The sequence below is a fragment of the Candidatus Synchoanobacter obligatus genome, from assembly GCF_024259865.1.
In the GTDB taxonomy this organism is placed as follows: Bacteria; Pseudomonadota; Gammaproteobacteria; order Comchoanobacterales; family Comchoanobacteraceae; genus Synchoanobacter; species Synchoanobacter obligatus.
This window is the reverse complement of record NZ_JAKUDN010000001.1, coordinates 39,466-59,558: the sequence shown is the minus strand read 5'-3', so window position 1 is coordinate 59,558 and position 20,093 is coordinate 39,466. Positions and strand designations below refer to the sequence as shown.

Here is a 20,093-nt window from a genome sequence, read left to right as displayed (position 1 = left end):
AATGCCAAAGTTTAACATACATAAAAATTTTTTAAAGAGTGTGAATTTATATCCAAATGATGAAAGTGTGGTGATTCCAGACAGCGTCACTAAGATTGGATCGCGTGCATTCGAATCATGCAGAAGTTTAAAATGGGTGACAATTCCAGGTCGTATAACAGTTATTGATCCTGAAGCATTTTGGGGATGTCAAAGTTTAGAGTATGTTGTTGCTACATCAGGGTTAACGAGTATAGGTGCGGGTGCATTTTACGGTTGTGAAAGTTTAAAAAAATTACCCTTTACTGGTGTAATGAAAATAGGTGCAAGGGCTTTTATGGGCTGCAGAAGTTTAAAATCTATTTTTCTCCCATATGGTTTACAATATATTGCTGAGGGAGCGTTTGAGGGATGTGGCGGATTGGAAACAGTGACACTTTCTAATAGTATTAGCAGTATTGGTGAGGGAGCATTTAATGATTGCAAAAGTTTAACTTCAGTTGTTGTGACAGGAGAAGGGCCGCTATTAGCAACCGTAAGAACTAGAGGTCATGCTAAAAAAGCTATTAGTGCTACGGCATTTTCAGGATGCACCAATTTAAGGAGATTGGAAATACCTGCTGGTGTGACGAGTATTGAGGATAGTTCATTTAGAGGCTTTAGGGTCTTAACCTTTGTGACCATTCCAGATAGTGTGACGGATATTGGTAATGATGTATTTGCGGGCTGCACAAACTTAAGATCTATTGCGCTACCAGCTTGTTTAACGATTATCAGAAGTAGGGTGTTTATGTTCTGTGTAGGCTTAACTCAAGTCACGATCCCAAATAGTGTAACAAGTATTGGTGATTCGGCATTTTACGACTGCATCAGATTGACAACTATGACTATCCCAGATACTGTAGGGTTGATTGGGGCAGAAGCATTTTCAGGTTGTAGAAGCTTAACCCATATAAAGGTTCCTAATGGCTTACAGACCATTAAAAGAAGCGCATTTAATGGCTGCATTGGCTTAATAACTACAACAATACCAAATAATGTAACGAGTATTGAAGATTATGCTTTTAGGGGCTGTACAGGCTTAACCTCGGTGACACTCCCTGATAGTGTAACAAGTATGGGTAATCTGGTATTTATGGGCTGCAGAGCCTTACAGAGCTTCTTTATATCTAAAACTATAAATCAGCTAGCAGAAAAGATATCGCAACCAGTGAGTCATCTATCTGATATCAACAAATACCCTTTAGAGGTGTTTTCTTGGTTTTCGCAGCTAGAGTTGTATCGGTCTTTATCTGCATTAAGACCTAATGGTGTGGCTCTTGTCATACTGCAACACCATGTGAAGAGCATGATTGATTTGCCTTTTGGCTACCCCATGACGCAGCTTAGGAAATTGATGCATACATTTTTACTTTGTATGAATCGCCTTGATGATAAAGGTGGGCCAGCTATTCACGCTAAAGATGTTGGTGGAGAAATTTTTCAATTATCTGGGACTAAGGCGTTAGAGTGTGCTATTGATACAGAAAAGCAAAAAATTTTTCCAGTAAGGATCGCAAGTATTCCAATAACCTCTGGGCTAGGGATTGCCTAAAGTCAATCAAAGGAAAGAGACAATCCTCAGGTGAAGCATTTATGATGCAGTCTGTAGTTTTTGTCTACTGGTTTTATGAGAGCGTGAAGTTTTCTTGTAGTTGGCTGTTGAACTTGTTACATTAATAGAATCATAAAATGAGTGTTATTCAATGGGAAGCGTCCGTATTCAAAGTGGTCAGTATAGAAACCGCCAAGTCGCGTTTCTAGATGATGTAGGCATTAGACCTACTGGATCTAGAGTTAGAAAAATATTGTTTGATTGGTTGCGGATGAATCTTGATGGGAAAAAGTGTCTCGATTTGTTTTCTGGCTCTGGTATATTGGCTTTCGAGGCTGTGTCTGAAGGGGCGAAATCTATTTTGTGTATCGAACAAAATCAGTTATCATGCCAATATATTAATAAGGCAGCCAGTAAGCTAGGTGACGTGAATATTAGGGTGATGTGTCATTCTATACCATGTGATATTGATGAAACGTTTGATGTCTGTTTTATGGATCCTCCTTTTGGGGATGAGGCATTAAGACAGCAGAGTATTCAGTGGTTAATAAATCGTCAGGTTTTGGCAGTTGGTGGATTGCTTTATATAGAGTCTGGAACAATGTTAGAAGATATTGAAGGTTTTTCCCAGATAAAGTGTAAGCGTGTTGGGCAGGTCTGGATGCATCTATACAAGAGAGAGTTATGAATCATTTTTTAAAACAACATATCGAAGCCATGGGAATTCCTTATCACGATAATCAAATTGAGCAATTAGATAGCATGCTGGATTTTTTAGGAGAATGGAACCAAAAGCATAATTTAACAAGACTTAAGAAAAAGAGAGATCAGGAGATTTATCATGTGTTGGATGCCTTATCGGCTGATCCATATTTTAAAGAGAGTCATGTGATTCTTGATGTGGGGACTGGTGCAGGGTTTCCCGGTATTCCTTTGGCTATTATGAACCCAGATAAACAGTATCACTTAGTGGATTCAAATGGCAAGAAGGTGGCTTATCTCCGGGCACTAGTACAGCACTTAGGTCTTAATAATGTGACTGTTTACCATAATAGGGTAGAGCAGCTTCCTTTAGCAGAAGTAGATGCAGTGACAGCAAGAGCTGTGGCTGACCCGGAAGTAGTGATGTCACTAACTAAGCATTTAAACCCTAACGTTTATATATTATATGTTGGTCGTCACTGTCCAGATACTGCTGGTGCTAAGATGATAGCGCTTAGTGTGCCAGAGTCCGATCGTGAGCATTGGTTGTGCTATAAAGAAAATAAGTAGTTAATGTTTAAATGAGTTTTACAGTTAAGATGGCGATTTTGAAAGGCTGAAAAAACATATGCTTAAAGGTGTTTTTGCATTGGCAGTGTGGTGGTTATTTGGTAAAATTTGTGTAACTCATATAAAAATGGGATTGAACATGCACCAAGCATTATCTAACGCAACGAGCACTAATGATTTGACTCCGGAAGGAAAGGCAAAAGTACAGCGTTTTTGTTATTTGAAATAAGGAGGGTAGGACCATCGAACCGGCGTCTCTTGTCCTAAGTTAGGTGTTTCACCTGTAACTGCTTGCATGTTAACAACATCTTTGTGGCCACATTCTTCAGCGATATCTGGTGGAGTTTTGCCAGCATCTATTCTTGCTTGATTAACATTAGCACCTGCTTGTATCAGTGCTAGAGTGACTGCTTTGTTGTCATCGTATGCTGCTAAATTGAGTGAGCTATCTTCCTGAGGTGAGTGTTCCATGCTTTTTATTCCTGCTTTAGCTATGAAATATATCCTAGCTTACATAATCTAATTGATCAAATGTTATCTATCTCGCTATATTGTCGAGCAGGATAAAAGGTGGTAGTTTACTGTAATGGATGAGGAAAGATCGATGATTGGTTTATTTCGACATGGTAAAGCAGAAAGTGTTGGTGATGAAATGGCAAGACCGCTTACGGCTGAAGGTATTCAAGCGATGCATAAAATGGCTCAAGAGTTAGCAATGAATTGGGATCTTCTTATCACATCACCTGCAGAAAGGGCCCAGCAAACAGGAATAATACTAACCAATTTAATGCCTCAAATAGAAGAGACGCTTTATGTTAGTAGTACACCTTCAGAGCGCCATATAATAGATATCAAACGGTTTTTGATGCCGATTGTAGAAAATAAGCAAGCTGTTTTAGTGATTACTCATGAGCCAGTGATGTTGCCGCTACTTCAGGTATTGGTGGGGGATCATACCATAGAGCATGGCTTTAAAGCAGGCGAGGGAGTCATCATTGATGGTGGAACGTATCAATTGATCACACGGGGTGAGTGAGATGTCTGTATATGATATACCAATTAGTCAATCGTTTGGAACATTGGAGAAGTATCAAGGTAGCTTTATCCTTGTTGTGAATATAGCAGACCAGTGTGGTTTTTCCCCACAGTTAAAAGACCTTGAGGTATTGCATTCTCACCCAGATAATCTTTGTCAGGTTATGGCATTTCCCAGTGATCAATTCAATCAACAATCAAAAGACGATGCGCAAATGCAGTCATGGTGCCAGGTGCAAAAGTTATCTTTTTTTGTATCACCTGTGGTTGGTGTCAATGGAGAATGTACCCATCCACTATTTGCATATTTGAAAAAAGAAGCAAAAGGGTGGTTTGGTCAGGAAAGAATTATGTGGAATTATACCAAGTTCTTGATCTGTCCAAATGAGGAACGGATTATTCGTTTTGCACCAATGACTAAAATAGACACGATCATCGATGAAATTGAAAAGAAGATGAGTGGCGTCCCCTAGGGGATTCGAACCCCTGTTGCCGCCGTGAAAGGGCGGTGTCCTAGGCCTCTAGACGAAGGGGACATTCAGATTAAACAGATAATGCCGTAAAAACGGTCCGTTTGCAAGAAAAAAGTAAGATTATTTTGTTGGGTTTGTGTTACAATAGATGACTAACTATTTCGAGATTATAATGCATGATACGTTTATTCGTCTTCAGGTTTCAAATTTGGCTAAGATGAGTGCTTATTATCAATCAACACTGTTGGCAGAGGTTGTTGATGAATCAGAAATTGCGCTATTGCTTCAAGTGGGGGAAGATCATATTGAGCTTGTTTCTACAGCAGGGGGGCGAAACCAGCAGGTTGCTATCCAGTATAGCGAACGAAAAGATTTTGATGCAATCTGTCAGCACCTGTTCATAAATACAGAAATAAAGCCAACGTTACGTCAGACTAATAATGCTCACATGATGAGTTTTTATGATGCTGAAAATAATTATATTGAGTTGTCGTACTATCAATTTATTTTACCTAACATAGCGCATATAGAAGAAGAATAGTTTTATGCCGGATACTTGTGTTTGGTTGATGATTTAAGGTATAATGATGGAATAATATGATGGGTTATAGAGTGATAATATGATGGATGATAAAGTATCTGCAAGTATTGATGAGCGTAAAGCGCTAAATGCTGCACTACTTCGTTGCTTGCCCAAAATAATCTATCAGTTAGAAGAGGAAACTGTTACCGATAAAGAGGGAGACAGATATTTTGGTGCTAGATCAAAGCTTGAAAAAAAGCAGGACCTTTCAGCACTTGAGGGGTTTCCTTTAAATAAAGTTGAGGGGTATTATATAAAACTGAAAGGTGACCGAATCGCTCAAGCTTATTCTCCATCGGCAATACCTGGTGCTTGGATGAAAGCGATTGATGCCTTCTCAGAAAAGGTTGTACGACTCACGCACTCAGGATCATCATCACATGATAATGCATTCGCTTATTTAAGCGACACCATGCAACAAGATCAGCATGATGAAATTAAGATGCTGTCTCAATATGGCTGGAATATCTGTCATATAAATTTTGATTTTTTAGCACAGTATCCTGTTATGTCTCAGATAATGGTAAGACCTGAGTCACATTTTTTCCGAATGGCTGAAGATGAGGTCATTGAAGTTCGGGTATACGATGGTACTGAAAATGGCATCAGTGGTGATGATAAAACGGCGTTTAAGGCAATTACTCTTAGAGCCTGTTTGGGCAATAAGGATGTGAATCGTGCATTAAAGAGCTTGGCTGTTGCAAAGGCTCTTGAATACTATAAATTAAGTAGAGACGTTGTTGTTTCTATGAACACATTGCCGCAAGGTATTATTCATTGCTCATTATATTTTCAATACCTTATGCAAACACTGCCTTTCAGGATTTTTGTTGGCATCATCCCACCAAATCAAGTCCTGAGTTATTCGGAGAGAATACGCTATGAAGATAAAAGAAACCCCGTCTTAGAAGGAGCGGATGAGCCCTTTTATGGGATCTTAAAGATATTCTCAGGCTATTTTTTTAAAATATATATGAATGGTGTGGCGGAAAAGCTAGACAAAGAATTGCCTTATGGCGTATCTGCTTTAATGAATATTTATAAAAAAAATTATTTAAGTTATATCCGCTTTGATGAGCTGAAGGATAAAATAGGAAAATTTGATTTCTATTGGTTGATGGCGGGAATCTCGGTTTTGATAACAAATAGTGCGTTATTAATGGGCGTTCCTGTGCTTCTGTCACTTTCTATAGGAGTAGTAGCGCTATTATTGCTGTTAAAATTCTCAGAGCGCATCATTTTAATTGGCAATGCGATATTAGATATAGCAGTAACGGAACTAGGGCTGTTTTTTAACTCGATGCTTATTCCTCTTGCTATTGGACTTCAAGCGGTATTGTTTCCATTTATTGCTACAAGATTTTTCTTATGTAAAAAAATGATCTCTCATGCCTTAAATAGCAAGTATCGGATAATTGCACTGGTTTTTGACTGGGGGTTGGCCCTTTCTGAGTTTGTATACTTATGGGCATTAGGGGTCTCTATTTTGGCACACCTTAATGTATTTTATGCCTTTTGCCATATTGCCATTGCAGCTTATGTGCCCTATAGGGCTTATAATGTCTTTAATGAGGCTGCAAATAATAGAGTAGCGTCTGTTAATTTTAAAAACTATTTAAGTTTTCACAATCTGCCATCACTCCCTAGTCTCCCGAGGAGGTTGTCATCAACCATTATTGAATTTGCAACCAGTTTTAATAGAAATAGCATGGATAGTTAGATTGCAGTGCTTTAGTGCCAATGACTTAATCTTTCGGTGTAGTTGTATTCGGGGCAAATTCGAGCAATTTGAAATAGTGATATTTAAATACGCATTTCCATGCTGGTAGGGTTGGTGGTTTTTGTGTTTGTGGCTGTCATCACTAATGCTAACGAATTTTAAGCAAAGTTTTGTTTGGATGATTGATGTAAGTTCATCAAGATTAAGAGGCTTCATGTTTGACAACTTTTGATTCAATATGGATAAAAATAGGCATCAAGATTGTCATGATGCCTAATAAGCTATAAATTTTATATTGTACCCAGATATCTAGGCCAAAAGTTTTGTAAACAAATAAATTTGCAATAGCCAGTAATGAAAACAGGAGAGCCAAGCCGTAGTCAAGGTTTTTCCATGGGTAGTCCTGGACGCAGATGTTTACCAATTTCAAAGATCGCTCAATCAAACTGGTTTGGTAGAATATCCGGCCAGTAAGGACAGCACCTGAGGTAGCCAGATACATAATGGTTGGTTTCCATACTAAAAATAAAGGATTTTTTGTAAGAAGCGTCAGAGATCCCAGAAAAATAATGAGAAGTGGGCTGGTATATGCTTTAAGGGGTTGAGGTTTTTGGGCGTAACTGACGATGGTCGTCACAACGGTTCCAGCAACCAAAACCCCAGTGGCAATCATAAGTCCATATAAATAGTAACATGCAAAAAATAAAAATAGTGTTATGAAATCATATGATTGCTTCATATTGCTTCCAAATTATAAATCTTAACTAGTATGGCATAATATGAGTGAAAAAAAAATCTCTAATTCATGTTAACATAGACTAATGAGTTGATCTCAGTTACCATGGCTAAAATGCTAGGAAATGTGATGTCATGGATTGACGATACTGAAAAAAATCCGCCAAAAAGTGTTTGGGTAAATATCAATCAGCGCTCCGTACATGCACATTACTGGTCGTATAGTGATTGTGTGACGATTGTGTTTATCCATGGCGCTATTGCCAACAATGTGTGGTGGCAACATATTGCTTCGAAGTTACATGTTGGTAGGGTGCTGTCAATTAGCTTAAGTGGCCATGGTCGAAGTAGTCACCACCCGCCATATTCACTTCATCAGCATGCGTGTGAGGTGCAAGAGTTATTGGAAATATATGGCCAAGGTCCTATTATTCTGATTGGGCATAGTTATGGTGGTGCGGTTGCTGCTTTGGTTGCTGCAAATGTAGAGATACAACAGGTTGTTATGGTGGATACACCATTTGATGTCGCATTAGAAAGCAAGCCTCCCAGTTCGCGTTTATATCAAAAGCCGGTATACACAACACTAAAGGAAGCTCTTAAGCACTTTAAGCCACTGCCGCATCAACCAGTAAAGGATGCGGAGCTCTTAGCATGGGTAGGGCAGCAGTCAGTCGTAAAAACAGATAATGGGTATACCTGGCAGTTTGATCCGTTGTTTCACCAAAGGGAAGTCCTTGATAATGATATAGAGCAAGTCAAACAAGTGTTACCTACAGCTCAATATTGGTATGGTGAATTGTCACCTTTTGCCAGCAATGCTGCATTAGGGCTTGCAAAGACAATGGGGATGTCATTACTTGAAATACCTAAGGCTTATCATGCAGTGACATTAGACAATCCAAGATTTCTTCTAGAAAATATTCAGCGCTTGCTAGATGATTTCAAATAACTATGTTATTATATGATAATTATATACATTGTTAGCAATGTAAGCAAAAAGACAATAACGGGGAGGTAATGGTGAGAATACATGTATGGTTGGCAAAGCAAATTGATATTTCGCGAAGAAAAGCAGAAAAGTTGGTTCAAGAACAGCAGGTATTGGTTGATAATAAGGTTGCAGAAGTTGGGCAAATTGTTCAGGGTAGCGAAAATATCATGGTGGAAGGGCGTCGTGTCTATCCATCACAAGTAGATACTCAAATAATTGCGTTACACAAACCTACTGGCTATGCATGCTCCAGAGTATCGCAAAATGGCCAAAGATCAGTTTTTGAGCTATTACCGCCATTATCTGCTGGAAAATGGGTTCTTGTTGGACGTTTGGATATTAATACGTCAGGCTTGCTTCTTGCAACCACCAATGGCACTCTTGCCAATACTTTAGCACATCCATCTCGTGGTTTTCAGCGGGAGTACTTGGTTCGTGTGAGTGATTTTTTAACAGACGTTCAAATTAGACAGCTAAAAAAAGGAGTCGCCTTAAAAGAAGGCATGGCACGGGTAAAGAGCATTGCCTCTCATGGAAAAGCGACCAAAGGTAGAAATGCGTGGTATCGGATGACGTTACTAGAGGGTCGTAATAGAATGGTGAGACGGTTAATGGAAGAAATGGGTGTTCAGGTGAGCCGGTTGATTCGTATTAGGTTTGGACCAATTAAGCTTGAGAAGCAGCTGGGGCAAGGAAAGTTTCAGAAAATTGATTACCAATGGCTTAAAAATCATCTTACCCAATGACCGTTCTATTGGCCATAGGGGGGCTTGTCTCTCTAATATTTCGCTATGTACTTTGCTGGCAAGGTCATAAAAAAAACTATGTATGCTTTGTATTCATGTGGATGATGGTAATTTCAGGCTATATCCTACTTGGGTGTCCAGAGATCCTTTATAATAAAGGCGCAGTCTCAGTGAAGCAGCAATTATCAATAAAGTGTCAAACAAATCCAGGTGCTTGTTTCTTGCTATCAAAGCTTGCCTGGTCAGATAAAGCGTATTTGGAAGCGAAAGATTATTGCAAGTTGGGTTTGCTATTGGACCCAAATATGGATGCTTTATTACAACTTGATCTAATGATTGATCATAGGCAGTATGGTTTTATTGGTAATATTCAGGATAGAATGGATGCGTGGCTGAAGGTTCATCCTGATGATCACATGATTCGTCAAATTTATGCGGAAGCACTATTGATGAATCAGCAGGAGGAAAGGGCGCTTGAGGAATATGGTTATTTGTTATTGATTCATTCTGATAGTGCATTGCAGAAAGAAGTTCGTCAGCGAATACAAGATATCAGCACTAAAGTCAATCAAAATAAGTGACAAAATCGCTTTAAAAAAGATATGCACACAAACTGTGGATAACTCTGTGGATAACTTCCGTTTCACAAAAAAAAGTTTAATAAAATAAAGCACAATTAGCACTACTGTTTAAAAAATGAACAGTGTAGTAGCTTGATAATTATGCTAAAAATTAAATGTTACTTTTTTCAACGTTTAAAAGGACTCTTTGAAGGCAGATGTTGATAAGTGCTTGAAAGATCTCAGGAGAAACCGTGAAACAATGGTTGTTTTAAGTGAGAGGATTATTAATGAATCGCAACAATATGTTTATTCGCTAAAAGCAAATATAAAGCAATATGGAACTTGCTAAATGCTTCGCGACACAATATCTTGTGTTTATGGGTTTTGTTTTAACTATATGTTGAGGATTTAATATGACAGTAGATACGGACGTATCAGAAAAATTAGCGGTATTACCAGAGTATTTGTTAGCCAGCCTTCCAAAAGGAGACAACGCTGCAATCACCAATCTTAGGTTGCAGGTGACCTGTGCATTGGATGCGTGTGATAATCAGAATAAAAAAATATTGGCGAATGCTTTGGATGCCTTAAAAGGTATGCTGAATGATGAGGGCTACAGCCAGAGTCATGATTTTATATACAATGTCTTATTGTATTTTTGTAATCGAGCCCCACTGGCAACGTATCCCAGTCAGCACTTGATACCCACTGATTATTTGCTACTGACAATTGACCAACATTGTTTTGATATTCGATCACTAGCACATGATATTACTATGGAAGGGAAGCGTTTGATCAACCCGATTAGTCAGCAGCCATTTCACCAAAGAGACCAGCAGCGTATTTTTAATCTCATGCAAGAAAAGTCATTGATGCTTGCAGCAACAGGGGATCAATCTGAAGAATTGGCAGGCTTTAAGCAAGATGCCTATGTCGTCATCAAGAGAAATGGTGATGCTGTTGACTTTTCTCGTTCTCGAATTGAATCTGTTGTTAGAAAAGCCATGTTAGCGTCGGATGTTCATGCAAATGAGTTGGACGAGAAAGTTACCCATGTGACTTACCAAACATTACAGGTAATACAGGAAGTGTGTCCTAACGGCGGTGTTATTCATATTGAGTCTATTCAAAACTGTGTTGAAAAATCATTAATGCTTACAGGGGAACATGACGTTGCCCATGCCTACATTCTATATCGAGAAAAACGCAGCCAATCAAGGCAGTCTCAGGCCAGTGAATTCGTCCCTTCTATTCGAATAAAGGCACTAGATGGTAGTTTCAAAGATCTGGATAAAGAGGGGCTGTTACATTTCTTGAAACTTTTGGCAAAAGGACTAAAAGACGTCAACCCAGTAGAGATTATGGACGAAGCCTATAAGAACTTATATGATGGCATATCGTACCATGACCTAAACTTAGCGTTGATTATGGTAACGCGTCCTATGGTAGAGAAAAATCCGGATTATTCATTTTTTGCGGCCAGGCTGCTAAAGCACCGTTTGTGTGAAGAGGCTTTGACACTCTTTCAGGGTAAAGCCATTCAGTTAAAGGACCCACATTTTGATTATAGTAAACTATTGTCCCAATATATTCATAAAGGAGTTGAATATGGTTATTTGGATTCAAAGTTACTTGAGTACAATTTTGATGTGTTGATGAAAGCAATGGATTGTTCACGAGACCATTTATTGTCCTTTTTCAGTCTACAAACGCTTTATGATCGCTACTTTATTCATCACCAAGACACACGTATGGAGTTACCTCAGATATTCTTTATGAGAGTGGCAATGGGTCTGGCGCTAAATGAAAAGAACCATAAAGAGAAAAAAGCAGTTGAGTACTATCACTTAATTTCTCGTCTCACATACATGTGTGCAACGCCAACATTGTTTAACTCAGGTACTGTACGATCTCAGCTATCAAGCTGCTTCTTGATGAGTGTCGAAGATGATCTGCCTTCTATTTTCGAGCATTACTATAAGATGGCACTGATCTCAAAGTTTGCAGGCGGTATTGGTACATCCTGGACTAAAGTTAGAGCAAATAGCTCATGGATTAAGGGAACCAATGGGCGTTCTTCAGGTGTTGTGCCATTTTTAAATATCGCTGATGCAACTGCGACTGCAGTGAACCAAGGTGGTAAACGTAAGGGAGCTGTGTGCGCTTACATTGAGACATGGCACTTAGACATTTTTGACTTCTTAGATTTAAGAAAGAACTCCGGAGATGAGCGTCGCCGTACTCACGATATGAATACAGCCAACTGGATTCCTGATTTATTTATGAAGCGAGTGCACGAGAAGGGGAATTGGACACTATTTTCTCCTGATGATGTGCCTAACTTACCGCATACGTTTGGTGCAGAATTTGAGCAGCATTATCTTAAATATGAAGAAATGGCTCGAGAGGGTAAAATCTTATCTAAGACTGTTGAAGCAACACATTTATGGCGCAAGATGTTAACAATGCTTTATGAAACAGGGCACCCATGGGTAACCTTTAAGTGCCCAAGTAACATCCGTAATCCACAACAACACGTTGGGCATATTAACTCTTCTAACTTGTGTACGGAGATTACATTAAACACAAGTCCTGAGGAAATTGCAGTATGTAATCTTGGTAGTATTAACTTGGATGCGCATATTACAAAAGCCGGTAAAGTTGATTATACTAAGCTCAAGAAAACCATTAAAACAGCTGTTAGAATGTTGGATAATGTGATTGAGCTTAACTTCTACTCAGTTGATGAAGCTAAAAACTCTAACATGAGACATAGACCTGTTGGGCTGGGCATGATGGGCTTTCAAGATGCTTTATACCAACTTAAGATTCCATATGACTCAGAAGAGGCGGTTTCATTTTCAGATGAGCTCATGGAGTATATTAGTTACTATGCCATTGATGCATCAATTGAATTGGCTAAAGAAAGAGGGGCATACCCATCTTATAAAGGCTCACTATGGGATCAAGGCATCTTGCCCATCGATTCAATTAAGCTACTGCAAGATAATCGTGCCAAGATGTTTCCAAAAGATGAGACAGCTCACCTAGGAATGGACCAGTCGAGTCAATTAGACTGGGCAGAAATTCGACAGAAGCTTAAGCAATATGGTATGCGTAACTCGAATGTGATGGCAATTGCACCAACAGCAACGATTGCGAATATATCAAATGTCTCACAGTCTATTGAACCGATGTATATGAACCTTGCTGTAAAATCTACACTTTCAGGTGAGTTTACAGTCGTTAATAGTCATTTGGTTAAAGCCTTAAAAGCAGAAGGCTTATGGGATGATGTTATGGTGAAAGAGCTAAAGTACTATAATGGTAGTATTCAGCAGATTGAGCGGATTCCTTTAAATATCCGTGAAACCTTCAAAACAGCATTTGAAGTAGATCCTTCGTGGTTAATTAAATGTGCATCACGTCGACAAAAGTGGATTGATCAAAGTCAATCATTAAACCTATACGTTGCTGGCGTTTCTGGTAAGAAGCTGGACAGTATTTATAAGCTTGCTTGGAAGCTAGGATTGAAAACAACGTATTATCTTAGAACTGTCGGAGCATCTGACGGGGAAAAATCAACCATTCATGATGGCAAGTTAAACAAGGTAACTAGAGAAGAAAAGCCTGCAACTGATGCAGAGTTTTGTTCAATAGACAACCCCGATTGTGAATCTTGTCAGTAATTTTATCATAGGAGAAAATATGAACACACAAACAACAGCAGGTCTAGAAGACATTAAATTAGGGACACGTCGCAAGGGCGTGAAAGATAGTCGGATTATCAATAGCCATAAGCATGCTCAAGATAGCGAGGGTGCTGACGATGTCAACCAGTTATTCCCAATTGTGCATGATTGGGCTTGGGAATTTTACCGAACAACCTGTAAAAACTCATGGTTCCCTTATGATGTCGGTATGGTACGTGATATTGCCCAATGGCCAACCTTAACAGATGATGAGCGTGGTATTTTAGAGCGCACCTTGGGCTTTCTAAGTACCGCTGATTCACTAGTAGCCAACAACTTGGTGTTAGGGATATATAGCAACATTACCAGTCCTGAGTGCCGTTTGTTCTTGTTAAGGCAGGCTTTTGAAGAAGCAGTACATATGGAGTCATATTCATATATCGTGCAGTCACTAGGCTTGGATGAAGCGAAGATCTTTAATATGTACCGAGAGATTAAGTCCATGGCGGATAAAGCCAACTGGTCGGTTAAGTTTACGCGTATACTCTCTGATCCCAAGTTCTCAACAGGAACTTTAGAAAATGATCAAAAGTTGCTTCGTGATCTCATCGCATTTTACTTGGTCTTTGAAGGGATATTCTTCTATGTCGGTTTTGTGCAAGTGCTGTCTTTAGGTCGCCGTAATCTAATGCCGGGGGCTTGTGAGCAGATTCAATATATCTTCAGAGATGAGTCTCTACACTTAAACTTTGGTGTCGACTTGGTCAATCAGATCATCAAAGAATGCCCTGAGCTTTGGACTGAAGAATTCCAAGCTGAGATACGCGAAATCATCAAAGAAGGGGTGGCACTAGAGTATGCTTATGCAGAAGACACCATGCCTCGTCCTATCCTAGGGTTAAACAAAGAGATGTTTAAGGACTATCTCCAATATATTGGAAACCGTCGCTTAAAACAGATCGGATTGGATGAAGAATGGCCTGGCGCCTCAAATCCATTCCCATGGATGAGTGAGTTGATCGATCTCAAGAAAGAAAAGAACTTCTTTGAGACCAGAGTGACTGAATACCAAACTGGTAGTGCACTTGATTGGGATGATGAGTCTTAAGATCATCATTGCAGGAGGGGAGGGCATGGCCCTCCCTTTTTTATTTATATAAAATATCTATATTATAAATATAACGCTTTAAGGCATATGATCATAAAGCCAATTTTATCTTTTTATCATTGAACGATGGATATTATAGTGCTAATATAGCCAATATTTGGAGAGGTGGCCGAGTGGCTGAAGGCGCTCCCCTGCTAAGGGAGTATGGGCTTATGCTCATCGAGGGTTCGAATCCCTCTCTCTCCGCCATCACCTTAATTGATTTTTAATTATATTTCAAGAAACGCTATCTTTCCATTCCCTTCTAGTATGGTTGTGCTAAGATTCATTGCTATAAAAATATGAGATATACATGAAACCACCAAAGCAAGAAGACAGTGCACTAAAAATAAAACCAGTCATGCCAGAAATGAGCTTGATTGATAAGCTTCCCGAAGAAATATTTTTGCATATTCTCATTAAACGGGTTGAGTCTAATGAATTCAAGTGGACGGACCTTATCAAGCTACAGCTTGTATCTAAACGCTGGCAGCGTTTTTGTCGTCACAACATGTTATGGCGTATTATTTGCCATCAATATGCTGATGACCAACAGATTAAAACGATGATTGATGATGACATCAGTAACGTAATTACAAGTGCAGAGCGCTATTATTGGCATTTTATTCGGTCACAACAAATGATTGATGATTTTGTGGACCATACACTAGTGACTCAAGATGGTCTAAACGTGCTAGATCATTTAGAGGATCACCAGGACGATCTTGATGATGCGAATTTAGTGGAACTACTTTATGCCCAAAACCCCCTCACCATCATCCAAAATCTCGACTTTTTAGAGGCACAGTGCCTGTTAGAAGTGTTGCCAAATGCACTAAAAGATATTAACCAAGACTATCGATCATCATTGACCCAAGTGGCAGTTCAAAGTGATGTTAGGGCTATGGCGTATGCCACTGATGAACAAAGATCCAGTCGAGAACTTGCACTACCTTTAGTTCGGATACACCCAAAGGTGCTCATGCATTTATCAGAAGGACTCACTGCAGAGTTGACCAACAATAAGAACCTTATGCTTACTGTGGTAGCAAGGGATGGCAATTTATTGGAACTGGCTTCAGATACTTTAAAGAATGATAGGGACGTTGTTTTTGCTGCGACCCAAGAGGATAGTGCAGCGCTACTATATGCTTCTCAGGCACTGTTATCCCATAAGCCAAATGCGTTGGCATTGGTGGCAGAGGTAGGATCGTCTATAGAGTATTTACCTTCTGCTCTTAGAAGGGATGATGATGTTATTGATGCAGCCATGCAGCAAGACCCTGGAGCAATACAGTATGTCCTTTCTGAAAGTATCACTGAAGCAAGAGCACTTATGGCTGTTCAATCAAATGGGTTTTTATATCGGTACGTTGGTACCGAAATGCAACGCAACTTGAGCGTTATTCGAGAGGCATTTAGCAGCTATACTTTAGAGTCAATATTCCCTTACTCAAACGAATTAGAAATGATTAAAATGGCTTTAACAAAAAACATCGAGGCCTTTAATTGTTTGCCTGAAGTCTTGAAGGGCCATATTGACTTTGTCAAATCATTGTATGTTGACTTCCCTCAGGTCGAGAATTATCTAGACCATCATACCACGATATGCTTGGCGATCAGTTTACATACAGAAGCATTGCCACCTAGCAGTAATCTAAATGGTTCGGATATCGTACAACCAGAAACGAACAGGCCTGATTAATCAGGCCCTGGTACTCCTAAGTATTGAACCATTATCTTTGGGGGAAGGGAGTGCTCTTTAGGTATGAATGGCTGTTTGTAGAATACCAATACCTTGAATCATAAATCATACAGACGTTGGTAACTGCCAATGAGTCGCTTGCAGTGAAATAACTCAGAAAATGGAAGGCATATGCTTCCGGCGAATACCTTTATCATCTGTTAGCATCTTTACTTATTAAACTGGAGGGAGGTCATTTATAAATGTATCATCTCCCTCCCAGTTCATATGTATCATTGGTTTGTTCCACGATTTTTCGGTGCTGTGAATGGCAACATTATCACGGCGCATTTCCTCTGAAATAAGTTGCGCACTGGCGGGAATTACCTCATCATATTTCTCTTGGCTAGCATGGTACCATTTGTAGTTAGAGTCAACCAATACATTATGTGATTCACGAATGTCTTGTGTTGCATCAACCAAGAATGCGATGATGTGGCTCACAGTTTCAATAGATAGAAAATCCACTGTGCAGACCGGAAGAAAGACAACCATTAGCATATACAGTGAAAGGGGCCCTGTACTGGATAGTAGGATGGCTGCAGAACAAAGTATCACTTGGTGAAGCAAACGCTTATGACCGTCTTTGCCAACACTATTTTTAGTCAAATCATGAATAATCTCCACTGCTCCTCGTGTACAAACTATTACTCCTAGTGTACAAAAAAGTTGAAAAAGGGTTAACCCTAGAGTGACTGCAGTGACATAGCTTAATATATTCATGCTACAGTGCATAGTCAACATTAGTTGAGGTAACATAATCATGTTATAAACGAAAAATCTTAGCGCTTCATTCTTATGTAGGTGAGCTGCAATGGTGCTTTCTAAAGACCTAAATGTATTCACCACAGCCATGCGGTGGATCTTTTCTAAGGCCTTTGAGTTTCGGTCATGTAATTTTCTGAGTGCCTGTACCAGTGATGCACCACCCATTGAGATACCATAAATTTTAATTTTATTACTGGCTTTTTCGGCCATAAACTCAATATAGTTCGCAAGATCTTCCGCCGTATCCTCAAGTGAAAACAGCGGGAGTCCAAATGCTGCAGGACCATAGCGTGTATAAAAATTATTATACGCTCTATCTTCATCTACACACATCCCATTACCAGGAGATAAAATCATGATGTTTTGTTATTCTTTAATGATTCATCCAACTCACTTTCTGTATGCTTCATCCTTAAGCTAGGTTTTTTAATATCATTTTGTTTGGGGAACCACTTGCCTTTTAATGCTCTAACAAAGAATATAATTGGGTATAGAATGATACTTCCAAGTAGTACTGCAGGCAAAGCCATGATTTTTGAGAACCTCTTAGGCAGCTTTAAACTAATTGCCAGTTGGTATGTTGAATATACCGATGTAACAGCAGCAACAAGGCCGTAAAACCCAATGGTGTATGCAACCAATGGCTGTGAAAATGGTACGGTAACAACCACCAGCAAGGTCAATGCGATGTATGTAGAGAGGGCTGATATGGTTGCGTATTTAAGTATATTATAAGTTTGTGTCATCTATGTTTTCCGATACTATTTCGGATAAATATACCATTTTAACAATAAAAGTCAAAACCCTACAATCGAGCTTAATGAAACCTGGCTAACCTTTTGGAACGTATTGTAAGCTTAAAGCACTGCTAAATGTTTCAGGTTTAATACAGAGTGTACATGAAGATGTTTCAGTATCTGTAGAGGTCACCGTTTTATCGAGAAAACTCAGTGAAGAGGAGAGGCTTAAGTAGACCTTATCTTTTACCTGCGTAAGTACTTCTGCTGCAACAACAGGGCCTTTGATATGATTATCAGGCTCAGTGAGATAGGGAGTGGTAGCCTTTGTATAAGCCGTCTTCCAATTCTCAAGACCATACCCTGCCTTAAAGCTAATCGCTGTCTTATCTGATGAGAGATAACCAATGCTTGCCATTGGGTACAGTGCGTAATTTAATTCTAGTGTTAGCTTAGACTGCTCTGTACTAGTGCCATTACCCGTATCCACATCTGTATTTGTACCAATATAGTCGGCGTTTGCTTTTAATACCGCAAAATCGATACCCATGATATACTTATCTTTTAAAATGTATCGATACCCTGTATTAAAACCAAGTCCGAACCCTTTAAGGCCTGCATGCCCACGTACAATGGTCTCTACCGCATCGGATTCAGTAACAGTATGTTCTACATCACTACTACTATGGTGGCCAGTAGCACCAAGATATAATCCTGTAGGCATGGCAGCTACTAGGTTTGATAATGATAGGAGAACTAGGGCAGGCTTTAAGATATTCATTGGGTGATCCATTACAACAACATATGTATGATAGCACGAGACAGCGTCAATTCCTAGTCACCTGTGGCGGCATGCGATTGTGATATTGATGAATTTAAAAACATCATACGCTCATGACTAGAAAAGTATTGCTACAATAATACAAACAGTCCGTTATCTAAGTTGGTTAAGCATTTGCCTCAGCACCGGGCTGATTAAAGCCGTCAAAAGTCTCTACTTGATTTTCATCTACAAGAGGAACTGCGTATATAATGGCTTGGCCAGCATTAGCATGATCACTACCTGCTGCGTCTGTGACATTAGGTGCCGAATAATATGTCTCTTCACCCTTATTTAACCAGGCAGAAGCATATTCATAGTGCGCATGCTGGGGATTGACCCGAGACAGTAATATTCGTTGTGCCTCTGCAGTATTGGGTGCTGTATAATAGGGGCTTTCATCCATATTGAGCCCGGCAGCAGCATATTCATAGTGCGCATGCTGGGGATTGACCCGAGACAGTAATATTCGTTGTGCCTCTGCAGTATTGGGTGCTGTGTAATAGGGGCTTTCTGAAGTAGCTGTATCCCCAAAATTGCCTTCAGAATTCAAGGGAGTGATTGTATGGCTTGAATGATATAGGGGGTTATGTATGTTTGTTATGGTGTTGGATTTATGAGGCGAGACCCTACTCAGGGGGAGGGGATCTTGCTTGTTATTTGCGCTGCGACGCTTACAATACCAAAAGGTTCCTATCGCAACCAACATACAGCCAATGACAATTAAACTCAAAATCCAATGGGGAAGATCTTTTGATGGGTCAGATGAATCCACCTTATAGACTTGGTAAGAATGATTGGAATAACTTGAATTTTGCGTGCTCAAATCAGCTTGAGTGCTATATTCAGAGCTTGTTGTCATGAGTGTCACTGCCGATGCATAAGTGACAGTACTTAAAGTCGTAACGGTAGACTCTTCTGCAGCGGTTATATTACTATAATCGGTTAAATATTGACTAACTTCTTCGGGTATGGTTGTCGTTACTAAAGGATTAGGTTCAGTACTTGGAGGCAGTGTTTGATCAACAGTGATAGCAGCAGTGATTGCATTCAGAATAGAGGTAGTCGTTGTGGATGTTAACGTAGAGAGTGTCTCTGTCAGGGTCGTGCTCGTGACTGTAGTGACTATATTGTTTAAAACTTGTTCTTGAATAAGTGCCAACTTGTCATTATCTGTTACGCGGCTGTTTCCGGATAAATCAATTTCTACTAAGTCTGTTTCAATAGGGGAATTGTTTGTTGTTAAGTAGATATAAATGTAATTTATACCTCGATTCGTGATGATATTATTGGCCAAATTGACACGCTTTACCGATGTATTATATCGCAGTGTATTAAATATATATCGGACAAAATTGTCATTGATACCCCGGTCACTGAGATCTAAAAACTCAGGCGCAGTATTGGCAAGCAATGCGCTATACAGAGCATCATAATCAGCTTGAGTAAATGTTCCCATTATCAGTTATTCCTTTGATCTATGCTTCTTAG

At 39.5% G+C, this 20,093-nt stretch carries 20 protein-coding genes and 2 tRNA genes; 14 read left to right on the top strand and 8 right to left on the bottom strand.

Features of this window, described 5'->3' with window-relative positions:
• Nucleotides 1-40: 40 nt before the first annotated feature.
• From MKS91_RS00300 to rsmG, 3 genes are all read left to right on the top strand, one after another.
• Nucleotides 41-1,573: a leucine-rich repeat domain-containing protein gene (locus tag MKS91_RS00300; protein ID WP_258568852.1), complete on the top strand. Its 1,533-nt coding sequence runs from the start codon at nucleotides 41-43 to the stop codon at nucleotides 1,571-1,573.
• 151 nt (nucleotides 1,574-1,724) lie between these two features.
• Complete coding sequence (gene rsmD, locus MKS91_RS00295; RefSeq protein WP_258568851.1) at nucleotides 1,725-2,261, top strand: 16S rRNA (guanine(966)-N(2))-methyltransferase RsmD; 537 nt, start codon at nucleotides 1,725-1,727, stop codon at nucleotides 2,259-2,261.
• Nucleotides 2,258-2,845, top strand: coding sequence for a 16S rRNA (guanine(527)-N(7))-methyltransferase RsmG (rsmG, locus tag MKS91_RS00290; RefSeq protein WP_258568850.1), 588 nt, complete (start codon nucleotides 2,258-2,260; stop codon nucleotides 2,843-2,845). The genes rsmD and rsmG overlap by 4 nt, the downstream gene beginning before the upstream one ends.
• A 216-nt stretch (nucleotides 2,846-3,061) precedes the next feature.
• On the opposite strand, the gene MKS91_RS00285 is transcribed toward rsmG, so the two are convergent.
• On the bottom strand, nucleotides 3,062-3,316 hold the full coding sequence (locus MKS91_RS00285) for an ankyrin repeat domain-containing protein (protein ID WP_258568849.1): 255 nt from the start codon (nucleotides 3,314-3,316) through the stop codon (nucleotides 3,062-3,064).
• A gap of 115 nt (nucleotides 3,317-3,431) precedes the next feature.
• On the opposite strand from MKS91_RS00285, the gene MKS91_RS00280 reads away from it, so the two are divergent.
• Nucleotides 3,432-3,881, top strand: coding sequence for a SixA phosphatase family protein (locus tag MKS91_RS00280; protein WP_258568848.1), 450 nt, complete (start codon nucleotides 3,432-3,434; stop codon nucleotides 3,879-3,881).
• A 1-nt stretch (nucleotide 3,882) separates the two neighbouring features.
• On the top strand, nucleotides 3,883-4,353 hold the full coding sequence (locus MKS91_RS00275) for a glutathione peroxidase (RefSeq protein ID WP_258568847.1): 471 nt from the start codon (nucleotides 3,883-3,885) through the stop codon (nucleotides 4,351-4,353).
• Here the strand turns inward: MKS91_RS00275 and MKS91_RS00270 are convergent.
• Nucleotides 4,341-4,416 (bottom strand) — tRNA-Glu (locus MKS91_RS00270). The two genes, MKS91_RS00275 and MKS91_RS00270, sit on opposite strands and share 13 nt — an antisense overlap.
• 109 nt (nucleotides 4,417-4,525) lie before the next feature.
• Between MKS91_RS00270 and MKS91_RS00265 the strand changes: the two genes are divergently transcribed.
• Nucleotides 4,526-4,894, top strand: a complete 369-nt coding sequence (locus tag MKS91_RS00265) for a VOC family protein (protein WP_258568846.1) — start codon at nucleotides 4,526-4,528, stop codon at nucleotides 4,892-4,894.
• Nucleotides 4,895-4,973: 79 nt separating this feature from the next.
• Nucleotides 4,974-6,656, top strand: coding sequence for a hypothetical protein (locus tag MKS91_RS00260; protein ID WP_258568845.1), 1,683 nt, complete (start codon nucleotides 4,974-4,976; stop codon nucleotides 6,654-6,656).
• Here MKS91_RS00260 and MKS91_RS05340 read toward each other — a convergent pair.
• Nucleotides 6,603-6,872, bottom strand: coding sequence for a BolA/IbaG family iron-sulfur metabolism protein (locus MKS91_RS05340; RefSeq protein WP_425248416.1), 270 nt, complete (start codon nucleotides 6,870-6,872; stop codon nucleotides 6,603-6,605). The genes MKS91_RS00260 and MKS91_RS05340 overlap by 54 nt on opposite strands.
• Nucleotides 6,859-7,395: an inner membrane-spanning protein YciB gene (locus MKS91_RS00255; RefSeq protein WP_258568844.1), complete on the bottom strand. Its 537-nt coding sequence runs from the start codon at nucleotides 7,393-7,395 to the stop codon at nucleotides 6,859-6,861. Before MKS91_RS00255 ends, MKS91_RS05340 begins: the two co-directional genes overlap by 14 nt.
• A 102-nt stretch (nucleotides 7,396-7,497) precedes the next feature.
• On the opposite strand from MKS91_RS00255, the gene MKS91_RS00250 reads away from it, so the two are divergent.
• The 7 genes from MKS91_RS00250 (at nucleotide 7,498) to MKS91_RS00220 (ending at nucleotide 16,238) form a co-directional block, all read left to right on the top strand.
• Nucleotides 7,498-8,343 carry an alpha/beta hydrolase gene (locus MKS91_RS00250; protein ID WP_258568843.1) on the top strand — a complete coding sequence of 282 codons (846 nt, stop codon included), beginning with the start codon at nucleotides 7,498-7,500 and terminating at the stop codon, nucleotides 8,341-8,343.
• Between the two features lie 68 nt (nucleotides 8,344-8,411).
• Nucleotides 8,412-9,131 carry a pseudouridine synthase gene (locus MKS91_RS00245; RefSeq protein WP_258568842.1) on the top strand — a complete coding sequence of 240 codons (720 nt, stop codon included), beginning with the start codon at nucleotides 8,412-8,414 and terminating at the stop codon, nucleotides 9,129-9,131.
• Nucleotides 9,132-9,226: 95 nt separating this feature from the next.
• Nucleotides 9,227-9,712, top strand: coding sequence for a hypothetical protein (locus MKS91_RS00240; RefSeq protein ID WP_258568841.1), 486 nt, complete (start codon nucleotides 9,227-9,229; stop codon nucleotides 9,710-9,712).
• 836 nt (nucleotides 9,713-10,548) lie between these two features.
• A complete protein-coding gene (locus tag MKS91_RS00235) occupies nucleotides 10,549-13,383 on the top strand; it encodes a ribonucleoside-diphosphate reductase subunit alpha (protein WP_425248419.1) in 2,835 nt (944 codons plus the stop codon).
• Between the two features lie 19 nt (nucleotides 13,384-13,402).
• The gene (locus MKS91_RS00230) at nucleotides 13,403-14,494 is read left to right on the top strand and encodes a ribonucleotide-diphosphate reductase subunit beta (protein WP_258568839.1); all 1,092 of its coding nucleotides are present in this window, start codon (nucleotides 13,403-13,405) and stop codon (nucleotides 14,492-14,494) included.
• A 159-nt stretch (nucleotides 14,495-14,653) separates the two neighbouring features.
• Nucleotides 14,654-14,743: transfer RNA gene (locus tag MKS91_RS00225), tRNA-Ser, on the top strand.
• Between the two features lie 103 nt (nucleotides 14,744-14,846).
• Nucleotides 14,847-16,238 carry a DUF4116 domain-containing protein gene (locus tag MKS91_RS00220; protein WP_258568838.1) on the top strand — a complete coding sequence of 464 codons (1,392 nt, stop codon included), beginning with the start codon at nucleotides 14,847-14,849 and terminating at the stop codon, nucleotides 16,236-16,238.
• A 216-nt stretch (nucleotides 16,239-16,454) separates the two neighbouring features.
• On the opposite strand, the gene MKS91_RS00215 is transcribed toward MKS91_RS00220, so the two are convergent.
• The 4 genes from MKS91_RS00215 to MKS91_RS00200 all read right to left on the bottom strand — a co-directional run bounded on the left by MKS91_RS00215 (nucleotide 16,455) and on the right by MKS91_RS00200 (nucleotide 20,061).
• On the bottom strand, nucleotides 16,455-17,402 hold the full coding sequence (locus tag MKS91_RS00215) for a hypothetical protein (protein ID WP_258568837.1): 948 nt from the start codon (nucleotides 17,400-17,402) through the stop codon (nucleotides 16,455-16,457).
• Entirely contained in the window at nucleotides 17,399-17,791 is a 393-nt protein-coding gene (locus tag MKS91_RS00210; protein WP_258568836.1) for a hypothetical protein, read from the bottom strand. The genes MKS91_RS00215 and MKS91_RS00210 overlap by 4 nt, the downstream gene beginning before the upstream one ends.
• Nucleotides 17,792-17,876: 85 nt before the next feature.
• A complete protein-coding gene (locus MKS91_RS00205; RefSeq protein ID WP_258568835.1) occupies nucleotides 17,877-18,563 on the bottom strand; it encodes a hypothetical protein in 687 nt (228 codons plus the stop codon).
• Nucleotides 18,564-18,729: 166 nt separating this feature from the next.
• Nucleotides 18,730-20,061, bottom strand: a complete 1,332-nt coding sequence (locus MKS91_RS00200) for a hypothetical protein (protein ID WP_258568834.1) — start codon at nucleotides 20,059-20,061, stop codon at nucleotides 18,730-18,732.
• Nucleotides 20,062-20,093: the final 32 nt, after the last annotated feature.